The organism is Halorubrum amylolyticum (genome assembly GCF_004114995.1).
In the GTDB taxonomy this organism is placed as follows: domain Archaea; phylum Halobacteriota; class Halobacteria; order Halobacteriales; family Haloferacaceae; genus Halorubrum; species Halorubrum amylolyticum.
The window spans coordinates 74522-92179 of the sequence record NZ_SDJP01000009.1; the positions used below are offsets into that span (position 1 = coordinate 74522).

General features: G+C 59.3%; 10 protein-coding genes and 2 pseudogenes. 3 read left to right on the plus strand and 9 right to left on the minus strand.

Annotation, left to right across the window (positions count from 1 at the left end):
* Nucleotides 1-27: 27 nt before the first annotated feature.
* Nucleotides 28-3321 (minus strand): ATPase, T2SS/T4P/T4SS family, encoded by a 3294-nt coding sequence (locus ESO89_RS08945; protein WP_128905188.1) that lies wholly within the window; start codon nucleotides 3319-3321, stop codon nucleotides 28-30.
* Between the two features lie 645 nt (nucleotides 3322-3966).
* Between ESO89_RS08945 and ESO89_RS08950 the strand changes: the two are divergent.
* Both ESO89_RS08950 and ESO89_RS08955 read left to right on the plus strand, forming a co-directional pair.
* Nucleotides 3967-4137 (plus strand): annotated as a pseudogene (locus ESO89_RS08950) (transposase-like zinc-binding domain-containing protein); the annotation flags it as partial.
* Nucleotides 4138-4264: 127 nt separating this feature from the next.
* Nucleotides 4265-5076 (plus strand): annotated as a pseudogene (locus ESO89_RS08955) (IS5 family transposase).
* 258 nt (nucleotides 5077-5334) lie between these two features.
* Here ESO89_RS08955 and ESO89_RS08960 read toward each other — a convergent pair.
* The 5 genes from ESO89_RS08960 to ESO89_RS08980 all read right to left on the minus strand — a co-directional run bounded on the left by ESO89_RS08960 (nucleotide 5335) and on the right by ESO89_RS08980 (nucleotide 12925).
* Nucleotides 5335-6465 (minus strand): ABC transporter ATP-binding protein, encoded by a 1131-nt coding sequence (locus ESO89_RS08960; protein WP_128905189.1) that lies wholly within the window; start codon nucleotides 6463-6465, stop codon nucleotides 5335-5337.
* 14 nt (nucleotides 6466-6479) lie between these two features.
* A complete protein-coding gene (locus ESO89_RS08965) occupies nucleotides 6480-7430 on the minus strand; it encodes a carbohydrate ABC transporter permease (protein ID WP_128905190.1) in 951 nt (316 codons plus the stop codon).
* A gap of 75 nt (nucleotides 7431-7505) precedes the next feature.
* Nucleotides 7506-8420, minus strand: coding sequence for a carbohydrate ABC transporter permease (locus tag ESO89_RS08970; protein ID WP_241686174.1), 915 nt, complete (start codon nucleotides 8418-8420; stop codon nucleotides 7506-7508).
* 320 nt (nucleotides 8421-8740) lie between these two features.
* Nucleotides 8741-10123, minus strand: a complete 1383-nt coding sequence (locus tag ESO89_RS08975) for an ABC transporter substrate-binding protein (RefSeq protein ID WP_128905192.1) — start codon at nucleotides 10121-10123, stop codon at nucleotides 8741-8743.
* Between the two features lie 201 nt (nucleotides 10124-10324).
* A complete protein-coding gene (locus ESO89_RS08980) occupies nucleotides 10325-12925 on the minus strand; it encodes a glycoside hydrolase family 3 protein (RefSeq protein ID WP_128905193.1) in 2601 nt (866 codons plus the stop codon).
* A 136-nt stretch (nucleotides 12926-13061) separates the two neighbouring features.
* On the opposite strand from ESO89_RS08980, the gene uxaC reads away from it, so the two are divergent.
* A complete protein-coding gene (gene uxaC, locus ESO89_RS08985; protein ID WP_128905194.1) occupies nucleotides 13062-14426 on the plus strand; it encodes a glucuronate isomerase in 1365 nt (454 codons plus the stop codon).
* Nucleotides 14427-14472: 46 nt separating this feature from the next.
* Here the strand turns inward: uxaC and ESO89_RS08990 are convergent, their stop codons facing one another.
* The 3 genes from ESO89_RS08990 to ESO89_RS09000 form a co-directional block, all read right to left on the minus strand.
* Nucleotides 14473-15297 (minus strand): SDR family oxidoreductase, encoded by an 825-nt coding sequence (locus tag ESO89_RS08990; protein ID WP_128905195.1) that lies wholly within the window; start codon nucleotides 15295-15297, stop codon nucleotides 14473-14475.
* A 106-nt stretch (nucleotides 15298-15403) separates the two neighbouring features.
* Nucleotides 15404-16420, minus strand: a complete 1017-nt coding sequence (locus ESO89_RS08995; protein ID WP_241686175.1) for a mannonate dehydratase — start codon at nucleotides 16418-16420, stop codon at nucleotides 15404-15406.
* A 321-nt stretch (nucleotides 16421-16741) separates the two neighbouring features.
* The gene (locus ESO89_RS09000) at nucleotides 16742-17521 is read right to left on the minus strand and encodes an IclR family transcriptional regulator (RefSeq protein WP_128905196.1); all 780 of its coding nucleotides are present in this window, start codon (nucleotides 17519-17521) and stop codon (nucleotides 16742-16744) included.
* Nucleotides 17522-17658: the final 137 nt, after the last annotated feature.

Sequence of the window (17658 nt, forward strand, 5' to 3'; positions counted from 1 at the left end):
CGGTCCACCTCGTTCGGGCCACGGCGCTTACCCCTCCTCCGGGGGCTCGACCGTCCCGAACCCCCAGTTGCCGGCGTCGTCGCTCCCGTCCCCGTCGGATTCGTCGCCCTCGTCGCCGTCAGATTCGTCGCCCTCGTCGCCGTCAGATTCGTCGCTCCCGCCGCCGCCGGATTCGTCGTTCCCGCCGGCGCCGTTCCCCGTCGTCTCGCCCAACACGTCGATCCCCTCGTCGAACGGCTCGTCGAAGTCGATCCCGTCGCCGTCAGTCGCTTCCGCGCCCCCCGTCACCGGCGCGTCGGCCCCCTCTTCCGCGTCCCGTGTCGCTTCCGCACCCTCGGCGCTCGGCGGGGCGGCCGGATCGCCGTCCCCCGCCGCCGTGATCGCCGCCGCCTCGCTCGTTGCCCGCCCGAGCGCCTCGCGGTCGTCGTCGGGGTGCGCCTCCACGTCGCTGGCGGGCGTCGCGTCGAGCAGAGCGTCTGCGACGGAGTCGGGCGTCCGGCCGCGGTACTCCGCGAACAGGTCCTCGGCCCCGGACAGAATCCGCTCGGCTTCCTCGCGGCCCGCCTCGTCGGGGTCGGGCCGCGGGACCATCTCCTCTTTGTCGCGGTCGACGTTGATGAGGACCGACTCCATCTCGCGGAGGTCCTCCAGCGACCGCTCTAACTCCTCGTTGGCCATGAGCGCGAGCACCGTCTCCGGGTCGTTGATGAACGCCTGAAACGTCGCCGCCACCTGCGCGTAGCTGTTGAGCCCGCGGTCGATGAGGTACGCCAACACGACGCGCCGCTTCCGCAGCTCCTCGTCGAGCGTCTCGCGGCTCCAGCCGCGGTCGAACATGATGTCTTCGAGGGTGTTCGAGTCGCCCATCTGGAGGAACTCGTCGGTCTCCGCCTGCCACTGGAACACGTCTTGGACGTTTATCTCGTCGTTCTCGGCGTCGTAGTGGTTGATCTCGGTCAGCGACTTGTTCCGGCGTACCTTCTTGCCCTGCACCCGCGTGGAGGTCTGGACGGAGACCAGATCGAGGGCCGTGAACATCGTCTTCGAGACGTTGATCGGGTCGGTGGTGAACCGCTTGAGCACCTCGCCGACGGAGTCGGCGTGGAACGTGGTGTAGGTGGTGTGGCCCGTGGACATCACCTGGAACGCGGTCCGGCCCTCCTCGCCGCGGATCTCGCCCATCACGATATAGTCGGGGCGCTGACGGAGCGCGGCCTCCAGCAGATCGAACTCGTCGATGTCGCCCTTGTCGTCGTCGGAGAAGGAGGGGCGCGTGACGGAGGCGATCCAGTTGCGCTGGGGGAGCTCGACCTCGCGGGTGTCCTCGATCGAGACGATCTTGGCGTTTGAGGGGATAAAGAGGGAGACGGCGTTCAGGCTTGTCGTCTTCCCCGAGGCGGTGCCGCCCGCGAAGATCAGGCTCTTGTGGTTCTCGATCGAGAGCCACAGGAAGGCCATCTCCTCTAAGGAGAACGTCTTCCAGTTGATCAGGTCGATCGGGGTGAAGGGCACGTCGTTGAACTGCCGGATCGTGTAGTTGGTCCCGTGGTCCGACACCTCGCGGCCGAGCGTGAGCTGGGCGCGGGAGCCGTCCGGGAGGGTGGCGTCCACCTGCGGGCGCCGCTTCGAGATCCCCTTCCCGGAGCGCTGCGCGAGCTTCACGACGAAGTCGTCGAGTTCGTCGGTCCCGTGGTAGACGTTGGTGATGACCTGCTCGTAGTCGGTGTGGTAGACGAAGACGGGAGAGTCGTACCCGTCACAGGAGATATCCTCGACGTTGATGTCGTACTTGATCGGGTCGATGCGCTCGTAGCCGATAAAATCGCGCTTGAGGTAGTACAGCAGCTTCTCGACCTGATGCTCCGAGAGCGTCTCCGGGTCCTCCGCGAGCACCGCGGGCTCGGGTCGGGCGAGCACCTTCGCGGGCGTCGAGCTCGACTCCGTCGGCGGCTCGTACCCGAGCGACTCGGTGATCCGGCCGGCGATCCCCTCCGTGAGATCGAAGCCGAAGCGACCGGCGAGGTCCTCCACGAGGCCGTCGACGACGCCCCGGTCGCTCCCCTCGCGCTCGTAGAGCCCGTACCGGTCGAGCAGCGTCAGCGCCTCGTCGACGATCACGCCCTCGCGGAACCCCTCGTCGCCGCCCGCGATCGACTCGTCCGCGTACTTGATCGAGGTCCGAAGCTTTCCGGTGAGGAACTCGACCAGATCGGTCTCGATCGCCGTCCGGTGCGGCTGGACCGCGTAGTACTTCACCTCGTTCTCCTTCCGCGACCGGAACACGACCACGAACGCGTACGGCTTGTTCACCCAGTACCGCTCGATCTCGCGGAAGTGACGCTTCTTCGGCGTCGGCACCGCCTTCTCCAAGTCGTATCGGTTCGCGAGGGTGGTGTGTCCCTCGTCGGTCGAGAAGAACGCGTCCTCGTCGACCTCCGGGTTCACGTCGACCGTGCGCTCGTCGACCAGCGCCGCGAGGTCGGCCGCGCCGCCCCCGCCCGCCCCCAGAAGCTCCTCGGTCCGGTCGGGGTCGAACCCCAGCGCCTCGACCTTGTCGTCGTGCGTGAACTCCAGCGGTTCTCCCTCCTCGTCGGTCGGCGGGTTCCCCTCCTCGTCGAGGAAGCACTCGTCGCGGTAGTCGCCCCACGTGTACGACCCCTTGACCGCCGACGCCTCGGCCGCGTCGCTCCGGGGCGCACACAGGTCCCGGAGGGCGGTCCCCGCGGCCGCGGCCGCGCCGATACGGACCTCGGTCTCCCGCGGATCGAACCCGAGGAACGCGGCGGGATCGGCGTCGACCCGGTCCCACTCCTCGATCGTCGGCGAGCGCGCCGGGACGGCCTCCACGTCGTCGCCCGCGGCGATCACGACCCCCGGAACGCCCGCGTCGTCGGTCGGGTGGCTCTCCGTCCCGTCGGGAACGACGGCCCGATCGCTGAGGACGACGTGGTGAGTCCCGATCACGACCGTCCCGGCCGCGGGCGTCCCGTGCCCCGGAACGACGGTGTCGCCGTCGCTTCGGAACGGCTCGTCGACGCCGTCCGCGCGGACCACCCGATCGACACCACCCTCGAAGCGGGCGTCGACGGCGGTCGCGGGAACGACCGGCACCGCTCCGATGTCGGCGTACAGCTCGGCTGCGGCGGCGTCGCGACCGATCTCGCGAAGGAACGCGCGCCACGAGTATCGACCCGCCGACACAGGGCGGTCTGACGCCGGGCGATCGGACGCCGGGCGATCGGACGCCGGGCGATCGGACGCCGGCGATCCCGCCGTCTCGTCGGACGAGAGGGGCGAACGCTCGGCGTCCTCGGTTGTCATGGCTGCGCGAACGCCTCGCCCATTGAAAAAGGTGTCTCGCAAAACACCGCGACTGATAATTCCCCGGCCGAGGAAAGTAACACCCGTTTGAAGCGTATCGATCAACCGGAAGCGAATCGAGGTGAGGCGCGCGAAAATAATAACAGAAATACTATTATTTGCGATACTCATCAAAAATGATATATTATTCTTGGCGCTATTGGAAAACACAGATAGGAAACCAAAAGGGTTCCTCAGTTTCAATAAGTCGTTATAAATAACCTATTATATATTTTAATCAGAAAATATATTTTATAGGAATACGGTGATAATATGCTATTTTGGAATTTTAATAGCATTTATCAACATGGATCTTCCCAATGTAATCCAAGTCTGCCGGATGCCGATCGAGATATATAGGGCCTAGAGGATATAGTTATCAAAATTACTTTAACAATTTAAATTTGTTAGTTTGGGATAGGCAGACAGTAGACGAGCCGGAATCGAAGTCGCCGCGATGGAATACTGATCACAACCTCGGAGGAATAAAAATGATGCGTGCCTTCTATTCAGAACGCTCTTGGGTAGAGGATCGTTGGTCAGTTCTCAGCAGTCGCTGGAAGTCACAGAAGGCAAGGGTGACGCGACCGCGTCACCCGACGAACGATGTTCCCAATCAAAACGTTCGTCTCGGAGCGTCGAGCCACGAACCTGCTGGCACAGGTTCGCTGGCGTAACGGCGTCTCTTACCCACGCTGCCGTGCCGAATCTGTGATTCGGTACGACAGCTATCGAGTGTTTCAGCGGTATCTCTGTAAGAATTGCGACCGCACGTTCAAGGTCGCGTTAAGTTAGAGGTTGAGGCGTTCGACTTCAGAGTGCTTATGACTGCTGTGTTGAATAGCGTTCGTATCTACCGATTTCACCGGTTTAGAAGGGTGAAGCCGAGGAGATCGAACCTGCCATGGAAATCGATATTCTCGACTTCATTGAGCAGTGCCGTGACCTAGCTAAACAAGCGTTAGGGAAGCATGCGGGCGAGCCCGCCAGCGGCGGGTTCGCCCGCTGGGTCCATGTCGCTCTCCACTGTTTTCGGCTCGGAGACGGCCACAGCTACCGCGAAACGCCGAATCGGCTGAAGTTCGTGATGCCCTCGACTTAGATCGGGACGATCTCCCCGATCACACCACGCTCTACAAGTTGTTTGATCGGCTCAAAATGTGGGTGTGGCGGGCGCTGCTGCGCGTTTCCGCGCAGCAGCACCCGCAGTCTGGCCACGCCGCTCTCGACAGCACGTTCTTCGACCGCCGATGTGCATCATCGTACTTTCGCTAGCGGGCAGGACGGACGGTACAGACGCTAAAAGTGACGACATTGACTGATGTGGAATCACTTGCTGTTCTTGACGTTCACATCACAGCGCGGTGGAAGCACGACACGAAGACCGGACCGCAGGTCGTCCGGCGAAACGCGGACGATCTGCAGTCCGTCGCCGCCGACAACGGCTTCCAAGACTGGCACACCGAGTACGAAATCGCCGCATATGACGTGGAATACCTTGTTCATTACCGTGGCTCGTCAGCCAAAGCAGCCGCAAACAACGCGCTCAACCGCGTAAACGGCTACTCTCAGCGGTGGATGGCCGAAACATCGTATTCGACGACGAAGCGCTCGCTCGGCGACGCCGTGCGAGCGCTCGGCTGGTATCGACAGTTCCGTGAAATCGTTCTGATGTTCGCCATCATCAACATCGAATCGGTGTGTGAACCGCTGTAACCGTGACTCAGAATCTATTCAACACAGCAGTTGAGAGGCGTTCGATATAATCAAACTGTTTGAAATGCCCGTTGAGATTGGATCATCAAGACAACAGAGCAATTGGAGGTTCAAAAGACACAGTACATACCAACCTCGATATCCGCTGAGACATTCGAATCGATCTCTCCGTGCATAGAGAGCACTACGCGATCTAATCCTCTGAGATCGGAGCAGAAAATTAAGACGAACGGACTAATGAGAACGTCGTATCAGGCGCTATATCGTTGACGACGGGACCGATTCCTCATTGTCTGATGGATTCCATATGGCGTTTCCAGTTTGCCCATCAAATAGGTGAACGTAGTCCGGTGGGAACCGGACGCCGATGCGGTCACCTTCTTCGAAACGCTGACGACCGGTGATCGTCGCGATGATCGGTTGGCTGAATTCGGCATCCACAGGGTCCAAATAGAGGTTATGTTCCTTCCCGAATGGCTCGACGACATCGACCGTAGCGAAGAAGTCGTTCGGTTCCTCCGGCTCCGGAAGCACATCGACATTTTCGGGACGAATACCCAGCGTTATCTCTGGTGTAGCACTGATGCTCCCGACCATCTCATCGGTCAATTCGTACCTAAAGTTCTCACGCGCAAGCGTTCCGCTTTCTCGGCTGAGCGCGACAAAATTCATCGATGGTTCACCAATAAATCCAGCAACGAACTGATTGTTTGGTTTGTGATAGCACTCCATCGGTGTCCCAAATTGCTGAAGTTTACCCCCGTCGAGGATGATAATTCGGTCACCCATCGTCATCGCTTCTGTCTGGTTATGGGTGACATACAGCGTCGTGACATCCAACTGCCCCTGGATGTGTTGTAGTTCCGTCCGCATCTGCGCCCGGAGCTTCGCATCAAGGTTTGATAACGGCTCGTCCATCAGGAACACGTCCGGATCCCGGATAATTGCCCGCCCGAGGGCGACGCGCTGTTGCTGTCCACCAGAGAGATCCTCCGGCTTACGGTCAAGTAGCCCACCAATTCCGAGCATCTCCGCAGTCTCCACGACTTTCGTTTCAATCGCTTCGCTGGAGAAATCTGTCGAGTGCCTGAGACCGAAGCCGATGTTCTCTTTGACGGTCATGTGCGGGTACAGCGCGTACGACTGAAACACCATCGCGATGTCCCGTTCCTGTGGGCGCTGGTTGTTGATGACCTCATTTTTGATAGAGATCTCTCCTTCGGAGATCTCTTCGAATCCGGCGACCATCCGCAGGGTTGTGGTTTTTCCACAGCCGGACGGTCCGACGATGACGATGAACTCGCCATCCTCGATGTCGATATCGAGGTCCTGTACTGCGACCACGTCGCCGTACCGTTTCGTCACGTCATTGAATGATAGGTTGGACATTGTTGTGAATCGGGTTATTTGACTCCCTCAGCGAACTTATCGCCGAACAGGAGGTACACGATGAGCGTCGGCAGTGCAACGATAAATGCGCCTGCCGTCTGTCGGTTGTACAGCTGTGCGTATCCACTATTAAGATCGTTTAGCGCGACCGTCACGGGAGCTGCTTGGCTACCGGCCGAAATAATGAGACCGTAAAAGAACTCATTCCAAATTGTCGTGAACTGGAAGATGAGCACGACTGCGAACATCGGATACGAGAGTGGTACGATGATCTCCCGGTATATCTGGAAGATACTCGCACCATCGAGCCGAGCGGCCTCCATCAGTTCCTGATCGATCGTCAGGTAGTACCCTCTGAATAAGAGTGTACAGATGCTGATCCCGTACGCACTATGGGTGATAATCAACTCGATGATTGTCGCGTGGTAATCCTGAATGTATGGAAGCGCCCAGAGATTAACCGGTCCGAGGTTTGCCAGGACCGCGTGAATGTCGACGATACTCCAAAACCGAGAGAGCGGAACGACGATCGCCTGTTTCGGGAGGAACGTGGCGGCGACGAAAATAGCCATGAGCCCGACCTGTCCCCGCCAGTCGACCATCGTCAAACCGTACGCGGCCAAGCTTCCCAGAACTGCGGAAAAGACCATTGCGGGAATTGTGAACGCGAAGCTGTTGATCATCGAAGGGCCCAGAATGTCCAGCGCCGCTAGCCACGGACTGAGCGAAAATCCTCCCGGTTCTGGCGGTGCCATTGGGAGTGACTGGGCAAACTCGGAAATGGTCTTGATAGACGTCATCAACCCGGCGTGAAGTGGGAGGAGGAACACGAATGCTCCCAGCACGGCGAGTATCTGAACGACAAGCGTGAAGCCACCTTCACGACTCCGTAACTTATCTGTTGTACTCTGGATCAACCTTCTCAGTTCACTTGTTGTTTCCTGTATTGTCGTTATCAGTTGCATTTTGATTACCTCATGGATGGATCGCTTGCTGGACGATCCTCTCTTTTTCGGGCTTGGTTCTCGGTCCAGGCATCGTCAGAGTTCACCCCTCCGATACTGCCAGTACAGATAGGGACCAACAATCGCGATCGAGACGACAAACAGCAGAGTCCCAATTGCGGCTCCATATGCCCACTGATTCGCCACGAATGCTTCACGGTACATCATCGTCGCAAGGATATCCGCGGCTGGACCGGGATTATCTCCGAAGACGACGTATAACCAACTGAATGCCTTTAGCGCGAACACCATCACCACAACAGCGATGCTCACGGCCGCTGAGCTGAGCTGCGGGACAATAACTTCGCGATAGGTACTGAACCACGACGCCCCATCGATCTTGGCTGCCTCGTAGTGTTCAGTCGGGATCCGCTGCAAGTTCGCCAAATAGATCACCATCGCATAGCCACTGTACTGCCACACGAGTGCGACGATGACAGAAGCGAGCTGTAGATTCGGATTTGATAGCCAGTGTTGGGCCAGAAACCCTAAGCCAACCCCGCGAACTATCGAGTTGATGACTCCGGTGTTGAAGTTGAACATCCACAGCCATAGAACGCCTGTCACGACGAACGAGAGGCTGAACGGCAACAAGTAGATTGTCCGAAAGACGCCTCTGAAACGGATTTTTTGATCCAGCAGTATTGCTAAGAGTAGCCCCACGAACAGCGTGACAACCGTAAAGACGACCAGCAGGACAACGGTGTTTCGAGTGGCCGTCCAGAACGTAGGATCTGACAGCAGTTCGGTATACATCTCGAAATCGAAATTGGCGATCTCGTACGTGGGCAGCGTGAAGCCACTGAAATCCGTCAGGGATAAGACGAAATTCCAGAAAATCCCTCCGTACACGAAGAGTCCTAGCAGAACCGTGGGGATACCCCAGAACGGCAACGAGCGAAGGAAATCGCTCCGACGGATCCGGGTGAGGATTGTCGCGTTATCTCCCACACATACACCTCTCGGATGATGAGCGGACCCCGCCGCGCAGATCTCTACGGGCTACATCTTTCAGTCGGGTTCCGTGGTCGGTACTCGAGCGACGTTCGGACAGATATTCTCTTTGTAACATCTGGTTCTGGATAATGGAAGGACCGGACCACACTCGGTCAGTCAGACCGTCCGTGGACGAGTGATTAGATGCGTGCATTATCGGTACACTAGATCCACAGGTGGACCGTGGTTGTGGCATGTGATTATATCTCATTACCCATCGTGGCATACAGAGCTCACAAAAATGGGGGCGATACGGTTCATACTTTACTATCGGGCTAGTTGCTGACCGCGTCTAAGAGGCCCTGCTGGGCACTTTCGACGTCGTATCCAGAGATGAAGTTTGCCATAACCTCGGTAATGGAGTTGAGGGCCTCGGGCGATACTGCCAGTCCATGGGCGATGGATGGCGGTTGGGCTTCGGAGTTCGCGAACTGTTCCATCTCCTTCTGCTGAAACGGCGGGAACTCGTCAGTCGGAACATCTGAGCGTGGCGGGATCGACCCTTTGAGCGGATTGAACGTTTGCTGAGCCTCGACGGTTCCAAGGAATTTCAGGAACTCCCGAGTCGCATCGGGTGACGGATTGTTTTTCGGGAAGGCGAACCCGTCCATGTTGAGTTGGTAGTAGCCTTCCGTCCCCGGCCATGGGACGTGATCCCAGCCGGACTCGTAATCAACGCCTTCGATGGTTTGGAAGTTCCCGGCTTGCCAGTCACCTTGGTTCATAAAGGCGGCTTCACCGTTAGCGACTTTGTATCCGGCCTCGTCCTGATTGATCGACCCCGCGTCGCTGGTGTAGTAGTTGGCGTACTCCGCGACCGTTTCCAGCGCACCACGGACGGCGTCCTCGTGTCCGTCGGTGTTTCCATTAATGAAGTCCATGTAGGCATCGGCGCCGGCCTCGGCGAGGAACGTGACCGCCCACAACTGAACTGTACCTTGTGCTGAACTCGTCTCTTGACCCATCCCAACGGCATCGGTCTCCGATTCGATCGTTTCCATCGCGTCGATGAGTTCTTGTGGACTACTCAGCGATGCTGGATCGACACCGGCCTCCTCGACGACCTCGACGTTATAGAAGAGGTTGTTAATGCGGTGGATGTTGAGTGGGACCGAGACGAACGGATTGTCTGGATCGCCCGCGCGGGCCTGCAGCTTCGGTCCGTCGAGATACGCTTCTCGGAGGTCGTCCGTCCATATCTCATCACCGATATCGTTCAGCTTGTCGGCCTCAACGTACGGTTCGAGGTTTGCCCCGGGCCAGTCCTGCCACGTGCTCGGCGGATCGTTGTTGAGAATCCGATTCTGCACAACCGCATGGAGATTTCCTCCACCGGCTCCAGAAACGGGGTTTTCTTGAATTGTGATGTCCGGATGCTCTTCTTGGAAGAGATCGAGGAGTGCCTGCATGGCTTCGCTGTCGCCACCAGCGGTCCACCAGTGCTGAAGCTCAAGGGTGTTGTACCCGTCTCCGTTCGAGGTGTCGCTGTCTTCCCCGTCACTACCGTCGTTTCCGTCGCTTCCGTCGTTTCCGTCGGCACCATCTCCGTTATTGGTGTCATTACTACTGCTACAACCGGCAAGGGCAGTAGCAGCTGCGGTACCACCGATCAGTTGAATATACCTCCGTCTTGGGACGGAGCTCTTGTCGGACATCATGATCCATCATGGAGATAATCCTCCCTCATTATAAATTTAATGAAACCTATCTGATGTGTGTCATTTTTTGATGAGATGAACCTCTCGACGGCACTGTCCACGTAACGGATGGCTATCTGTGAGGGACGTTATCGTTTCGTCTCATCCGATACAAAAAATGACGCCCAGAAAGATCCGGACACCCGGCCTCACTCAACCGTATTAGGATCCGCTGGACTCGTTCTGGTTTCTATGCGGCGGATCTTCTCGCAGCCGGAGCGTCCGTTTCTCTCGGATGTCACGAGAGGAGCTCCCCACCTGCACCACGTATTCGCCACCCGTCACGGCCCAGTCACTCTCATCGGGACTCCAGTATCTGAAGCTCTCCTCTTCGAGGTCGATCTTAGCAGTCTTGGTCTCGCCTGCGGAAATCTCGAGCTTTTCGACACCTTTCAGCTCCTTTGGCGGCCGTTCGATTGCCGGATCGACATCGCTGAGGTACACCTGCACGGCTTCTGCTCCATCTGTTTCGCCCGTATTCGTCACCTCAACACTCACCGTCACACCCTCTTCGGGTGTCGTCAAGGCCTTCGAGAGCTTGACGCGACCGTATTCGAAGGTGGTGTAGGATTCCCCGTGTCCAAATGGGAACATCGGCTCGATACCTGCTTCGTCGAAGTGGCGGTAGCCGACGAAGACGTCTTCATCGTAGTACACGTTGCCCTCCACACCCGGATAGCCACGTGCACTGTCAGGGAGCGTATCAACCTCCTGTGGGAGATAGTCTTCGATAGATTCGGCGAATGTCACGGGCGCTTTCCCCGATGGATTTGCGTTTCCGACGAGGAGATCACCGAGAGCACGGCCTCCCTCCTGTCCGGGGAACCACAGTTGCATAATCGCCGGAACGTCATTGACCCACGGCATTGCCACGGCGGAGGTCGCATTCACTAAGACCGCTGTATCTTCGTTCGACTCAATGACGCTCTCGATGAGCGCATCCTGGTTGTCCGGAAGCGCGTACTGTTTTCGGTCGTCACCGTAATCGGTGTATGTCCGGGTCAAGACGACAGCGATGTCGGCGTTCGCAGCCGCCTCGGCCGCCTCCCGGATGCCAGTGGGCGGATTCCACTCCAAACGGACGGGACCCCCACCGTTCACTTCGACAGCGATCTCGTAGGATTCTCCGGCTGCCAGCGACACCGCGGACACCTCGGTATCAGGGCCCCCAAATCCTCCCCCTTCCGTGTAGACGACTTGCTCTCCGTCCACGGAGACGGTTCCAGAGCCTATGCTCGTGAACGAGATACCGTAGGTTCCCGTAATACTCGGCGTGATCTCACCCGTCCACGTAATTGAGGATGCATCCCCCTCATAGTCGATTTCAGAAACGGTACCCGTCTCAATCGGCTCTCCGCTGAAGTCGGCTTCGTCATAGGACTCGTAGCCGAATCCGTCGTCAGCGGTCACTAATTCAGTGCGGTCCGACGATACCGTCGTAATCACAGTGTCGTCGTCGGTGACGGCTTCGAGTCCCTCCACCGGCGAGATCCGCCGGCTCTCGTTAATTCCGTCACTCCCGCCGATGTCCTCTTTAAATTCCGTTGGAGCCGGTCCGACGAGCGCGATCTCGTCTATTTGGCCAGTATCGAGTGGTAACAGGTCATCGTTTTTCAGGAGTACTGTCCCTTCTCTGGCCATCTGTTCCGCGATGGCGAAGTGATCCTCTGTGTTTCGAGCCGGCTCACTTCCAATCCGGTCTCCCGAGAGTGCTCCAATCTCTTTTTGTGAGTGAAGGGTCCTAGCGACCATCTCATCAACGGTGCCCTCTCTCAGCTCATCGTTCTCCACCGCTTCCTGGAGATTCTGACCGAAGTACTCCGGCTCGTCTCCGACTAGCTCGACGTCAAGCCCGTTGACCGCTGAACGCACGCTACTGTGGGTCCCACCGTAATCTGAGATCACGTATCCGTCGAATCCCCATTCGCCTTTCAAGATGTCATCGAGCAGATCCTCATGTTCGGCGGCATACGTGCCGTTGATCCGATTGTACGCGGTCATTATCGCACCTGCACCTCCCTCGACGACCCCCGCTCTGAACGGCGGAAGGTAGATCTCTCGGAGTGCTCGTTCGCTCACCACGACGTTGTGTTCCGAGGTCGAATAGTAGTCTTCGACATCCCCGGTGGTTCGGGTTTGATTGTACGCACAGTAGTGTTTCAGGGTCGCGATCACCCCTTCCGATTGAAGTCCATTGGTGATACTCTCCGTCAACGCCGATGCAAGGTAAGGATCCTCTCCGAAGGACTCGCCGCTTCGGCTGTGTAACGGTATTCGCGTGATGTCGATCGATTGGCCGAAGAGTCCAGATGCTCCCCCGTCTTTCGCTTCTCGAGCGATTGCTCGTCCCTGTTCGTTGATCAATTCCGGATTGAAGGTCGCGGCGGCGGCTATCGTGTGCGGGAACTCCGTGGTTTCTGCCCCATCGATGAAGTCCGCCAATGAGGCACCCGCCGGCCCATTGACATTCCTGATACCTGGCACTCCTAACCGGTCAATCCCCTGAATGTACCTGTCAGCCGCGTAGGTACGGCCAACTTTCTCTTCGAGAGTCATCTGTTCGACTAGTTCGTCAACGTCTGGGTCATGGGAAGTATCGGGATTCCCGCTCGCAACGCCGCTACCTAGCGCTGCGGCCGCCGACGCGGTTCCGATCAGTTTCATGAGACCACGCCGTGAGGCCGCCGTTTGATCCGTGTCGCTGGTGTCGGAGTGATTCGAGACTGATGCCTCTTCGATATCGCTTGCCTGTCTTTCTCGCATCGCATTTTCAGATGCAATGTAATACTTAATAATTTTTTGGGTGAACCAACTAACGGTACTTCTCCTCGTTTATCACTACTTGTCGTGGAATTGGAACCGTAATGGGTTTATTATGGCTACAGACAGATTGACCAGTATGGGATTCCTCGACGAGGATTACTTGCTCGAATCGGCGTCGGCTCGCCGACTGTACGACGAGATCCGCGATCTGCCCGTCCTCGATCCACACAGTCACGTCGACGTGGCGGCGCTGGCGCGGAACGAGGGCTGGACCGACATCTGGGAGGCCGAAGGGGAGACAGACCACTACGTCTGGCAACTGATGCGGAAACGCGGCGTTCCGGAGCGGAAGATCACGGGTGACGCGACGAACCGCAAGAAATGGGACGCACTCGCGTCGGTGTTTCCGGAGTTCGCCGGCAACCCCACGTACGAGTGGGTCCACCTCGATCTGAAGCGGCGCTTCGGTATCGACAAACCGATCTCGGCGGACACCGCCGACGAGATCTGGGCGGAGACGAGGGCGGCGCTTGACGACCCGGCGATGCGCCAGCGCCAACTGCTCCGAGAGATGAACGTCGAGGTCGTCTCCAGCACGGACGCTCCGACCTCCGATCTGGAACACCACCGGACACTCGCCGAGGAGCTAAACGACATCACCGTGCGTCCGACGTGGCGCCCGGACGCCGCGATGGAAATCGACGCGGCGGGCTGGCGCGAGTACGTCGGGACGCTCGGCGACACCACGGACACGGACGTCTCGGACCTCGACGGGTTCCTCGCCGCGCTCCGGACGAGTCACGAGTACTTCGAGGCCAACGGCTGTGGCGCGAGCGATCACGGCCTGAATGAGCCCCGGTCGAAGCCGGTCGATCGGCGGCGTGCAGCCGACGTGTACGAGCGCGCGTACGCCGGTGAGGCGCTGACCGACGATGACGTGGGCGACTTCGAAGCGTTCGTTCTCGAACGGATCGGCGAAATGAACCGCGAAACCGACTGGGTGATGCAGCTCCACATCGGTCCGGTCCGGGACTACCGCGACTCGCTGTACGACGAGCTTGGGGCCGACGCCGGCGGCGATATCTCCACGGGCGATCTCCAGCTCGCGGACGGTCTGCGACACTTCCTCAACCGCTTCGACGAGGAACTGGATATCGTCCTTTACGTCGTCGATCCGACCCACTACCCGACCGTCGCGACCGTCGCCCGCGCGTTCCCGAACGTCAGCGTCGGCGCGGCATGGTGGTTCAACGACAGCCCGAACGGAATTCGCTCCCAGTTGGAGTACGTCGGAACCGTCGACCTGCTCGCGAACTACGGCGGCATGGTGAGCGACTCGCGGAAGCTCATGTCGTTCGGGTCGCGCTTCGAGATGTTCCGCCGATCGCTGGCGAACGTGGTTGGAGAGATGGTCGAGCGCGGGCAGATACCGATGACGGTCGCCGAGGGCCGCGTGCGACAGGTGTCGTACGAGCGTCCGGCGGAACTGTGGGACTTCTGAGTCGCTGACGGTCCGTTTCTACTGTGGAAGGGAAACAGAAAGTGCCTTAGACGCCGCTGAACGCGGAGAACCCGCCGTCGACGGGGATCGACGCGCCGTGGACGAACTCCGCGCCCGGCGAGACGAGCCACAGGGCGGTCGTCGAGAGGTCCTCCGGCCGCCCGAACCGATCTTGCGGCGTGTGATCGATGATCGCCTGTCCGCGGTCCGTGTACTCGTCCGACTCCTCGTCGATGAGCAGGTAGCGGTTCTGCTCGGTGAGGAAGAACCCGGGTGCGATGGCGTTCACGCGGACATCCGTTGAGTAGTTGTGCGCCATGTGGACGGCGAGCCACTCAGTGAAGTTCGACACCGCGGCCTTCGCGCCTGAGTACGCCGGGATCTTCGTCAGCGGCGTGTAGGCGTTCATCGAGGAGACGTTGAGGATACAGCCCGTCCCCTCCTCGACCATGTACTCGCCGAAGACCTGCGAGGCGAGCACGGTGCCGGTGAAGTTGAGATTCAGCACCTGCTGGAACCCCTCAGCCGAGAGGTCGAAGAAGGACGTGTTCGGCCCCGTGGTCGCGTCAGGGCTGTTACCGCCGGCGGCGTTGATCAGAACGTCGATCCGGCCGTACTCGTCGATCACCGTCTCGGCGGCCGCCTCGAGTTCGGCGCGGTCGAGGACCGACGCCGACACCGTGAGGTGTTCGATCCCGGCCGCCGCTAGCTCCTCGCCTGTCTCGCGCAGCTTCTCTTCGCCCCGCGCGAGGACCACGACGGTCGCACCGTTCTCCCCGAGCGCGCGCGCCATCTCGGAGCCGAGCACGCCGGAGCCGCCGGTGACGACGCACACCTTATCGTCGATATCGAAGTCGTTGGGAACGCTCATTGTCTGACTCGCCTCTACCTCTGGGACACGGCGGCATGTATCTTTTCGTCCGGTGTGTCCGTTCTCGGACTGGACTGAAGGAGGGAACGACCCGAGTCGTCCGCGATCAGTTGGCACTCGTCTCGGGGTTGACCGCCGCCTCGTGGACCCCGGTCCGATCGCGGTTCGCGGTTGTCTGTTCCAAGAGTCCCCGCATGTAGCCGATAGCGAAAAGCCGCCCCTTTGTGTGGTAGCCGGGGTTGGAGTTGTCCTCGCCCGCCATCGTGGGGACGTGGTCCGGGCGCATCGGTCCGTCGAAGCCAACGTCCTCGAACGCCTGCATCGCGGCGAGCATGTCCGTCGGTCCGTCATCGTGCCACGTTTCGACGAAGTCGTCGGCCTCTCCTTCCACGTCGCGGAAGTGCGCGAAGTTGATCCGGTCGCCGAAGTGCCGGATTGCCTCGGGAACGTCGGCACCCATCGCGGCGAAGTTCCCTTGACAGAACGTCACCCCGTTGTGCCCGCTGTCGACGGTGTCGAGTATCCGGTCGTAGGACTCGACGCTGTTGGCGATCCGGGGAATCCCGCGGACCGAATCGATCGGCGGGTCCGCCGGGTGGAGTCCGAGCTTCACGCCGGCTTCTTCGGCGACGGGAACGACTTCCGTCAGGAAGTGTTCGAGCGCGTCCCAGAGCTGCTCGCGCGTCACGTCGGCGTCGTCGATCGCGGGGCCTCCGGACATCCGTTCGTCTGTATACCCGGTCGTGTACGCCCCACCCCGTGTCTCAACGTGGGCTTCGGTCCGGGCCCACCTGACGCCGGCCATCCAGTCGTAACACACCACGGGGATTCCGACTGCGCCGCAGTCACGGAGGAACTGCTTGAACTCCGCGATGTCCTCATCGCGACCGTCCAACCCCAAACGGACACGATCCGTGAGCGGCACGGACCCCTCGATAACCGAGAGGTCGATGCTGACCTCCTCGAACCAGTTGGCCATCCCCTTGAGTTCGTCGTACGTCCAGTTCGTCTTGTCGTCCCCGATTTCGAGTGGGTGGACGACCGCGCTTGTGACACCCATCTGTCGAGCGAGGTGCCACCGGTCGTCCGGCTCCGGCGGTAGGATCAGCGATAATCGTACCATGTGTCAGCAGTAATTCGGCTCTCGTAGATAAAATTTGTTCTACAGGGGGCTTTTCGGCCCGAACGGGTCGATCGATGACCGAGCCTCGTCGCCGACGTGCGTCGGATGGTGTCCACCAATATTGGACATCTTGTATCTCGATATCACCACCTGATCCCGATGTGACGGCCATTTTAGCCGTTTCTTTTTCTTCTACCGGCGTCCACCTACATTGAACGATATCGGTTTCAGCTGAGCAAATAAATTACACAAATACGATTGTAATGGGGTGCCGGAGTGACGATGGGATCGGATCGGGAGGCCCTCTCCGAGTGGCGCCGATCAGTAGTGTTTGTACTGGAGTTCGATCACGTTCGCCGCATTGTGGAGGTCCGGGAGGAGTTCCGACTGGACGCGCTCCTCGTCGAACCGGTGTTTCGGGCCGGTGATCGAGATGGCGGAGTTGCCGGCGCGGTTTGCTTCGTCGCGTATCGGGACCGCGATCGATTTGACACCCTTGACACGCTCTTCGTCTTCGACGGAGTACCCTTGTGCGCGGATCTCGTCGAGTTCATCGAGCAACTCGTCGAGGTCTGTAATGGTGTTTTCCGTCGCGCGAGGGAGCCCGTACCGATCGACGATACTTTTCACCTCTTCGTCGGTTCGCTGCGAGAGAAGCGCCTTCCCGAGGGCAGTCCAGTGCATCTCCGTGAACTCGCCCGTCGGTGCGTTGTCCGAAACCCCCTCGAACGGCTCGGTTCGGTAGACGAGCACCCGCTGTCCGTTCTCCTCGTAACCGATCGTCCCGACTTCGCCGGTGGAACGGGACAGGTCGTCAACCTCCGACCGCGCCACTTGGAAGATGCTTCGGTTGTGGCGGACCCGCCCGCCGAGCTTCAGGAACCGAAGTCCGAGCTGGTACTTCCCGTCCTCCTTAACGACGTATCCGAGATTTTGGAGGGTCTGGAGGTGGATGTGCACCGTGCTCTTCGGGATGTCGAGGCGGTCCGCGAGCTCGGTGACGCCACAGCGTTCGAGCTCTTGGATCGTTTCAATGATGTTGAACGCACTCACCACGGCGTCGATCTGTCGCCCGGGCGGAGCCGTATCGTCGTCGATCATACGCGTCTGTTCGGCCGACGGGACCTTAGCGTTGTTTCATTGTACGTGTTTACCCCGGAGTCTCGACAGCCGGCACAGCGTGAGCCCGTGAGATCAGTTCATTGTTACTGACGGCTCGACGAAGCTCTTCGTATGGA

Coding starts and splice junctions, on each gene's coding strand:
- ESO89_RS08945 (WP_128905188.1), bottom strand. CDS start 3,321: ATGACAACCGAGGACGCCGAGCGTTCGCCCCTCTCGTCCGACGAGACG.
- ESO89_RS08960 (WP_128905189.1), bottom strand. CDS start 6,465: ATGTCCAACCTATCATTCAATGACGTGACGAAACGGTACGGCGACGTG.
- ESO89_RS08965 (WP_128905190.1), bottom strand. CDS start 7,430: ATGCAACTGATAACGACAATACAGGAAACAACAAGTGAACTGAGAAGG.
- ESO89_RS08975 (WP_128905192.1), bottom strand. CDS start 10,123: ATGATGTCCGACAAGAGCTCCGTCCCAAGACGGAGGTATATTCAACTG.
- ESO89_RS08980 (WP_128905193.1), bottom strand. CDS start 12,925: ATGCGAGAAAGACAGGCAAGCGATATCGAAGAGGCATCAGTCTCGAAT.
- uxaC (WP_128905194.1), top strand. CDS start 13,062: ATGGGATTCCTCGACGAGGATTACTTGCTCGAATCGGCGTCGGCTCGC.
- ESO89_RS08990 (WP_128905195.1), bottom strand. CDS start 15,297: ATGAGCGTTCCCAACGACTTCGATATCGACGATAAGGTGTGCGTCGTC.
- ESO89_RS08995 (WP_241686175.1), bottom strand. CDS start 16,420: ATGGTACGATTATCGCTGATCCTACCGCCGGAGCCGGACGACCGGTGG.
- ESO89_RS09000 (WP_128905196.1), bottom strand. CDS start 17,521: ATGATCGACGACGATACGGCTCCGCCCGGGCGACAGATCGACGCCGTG.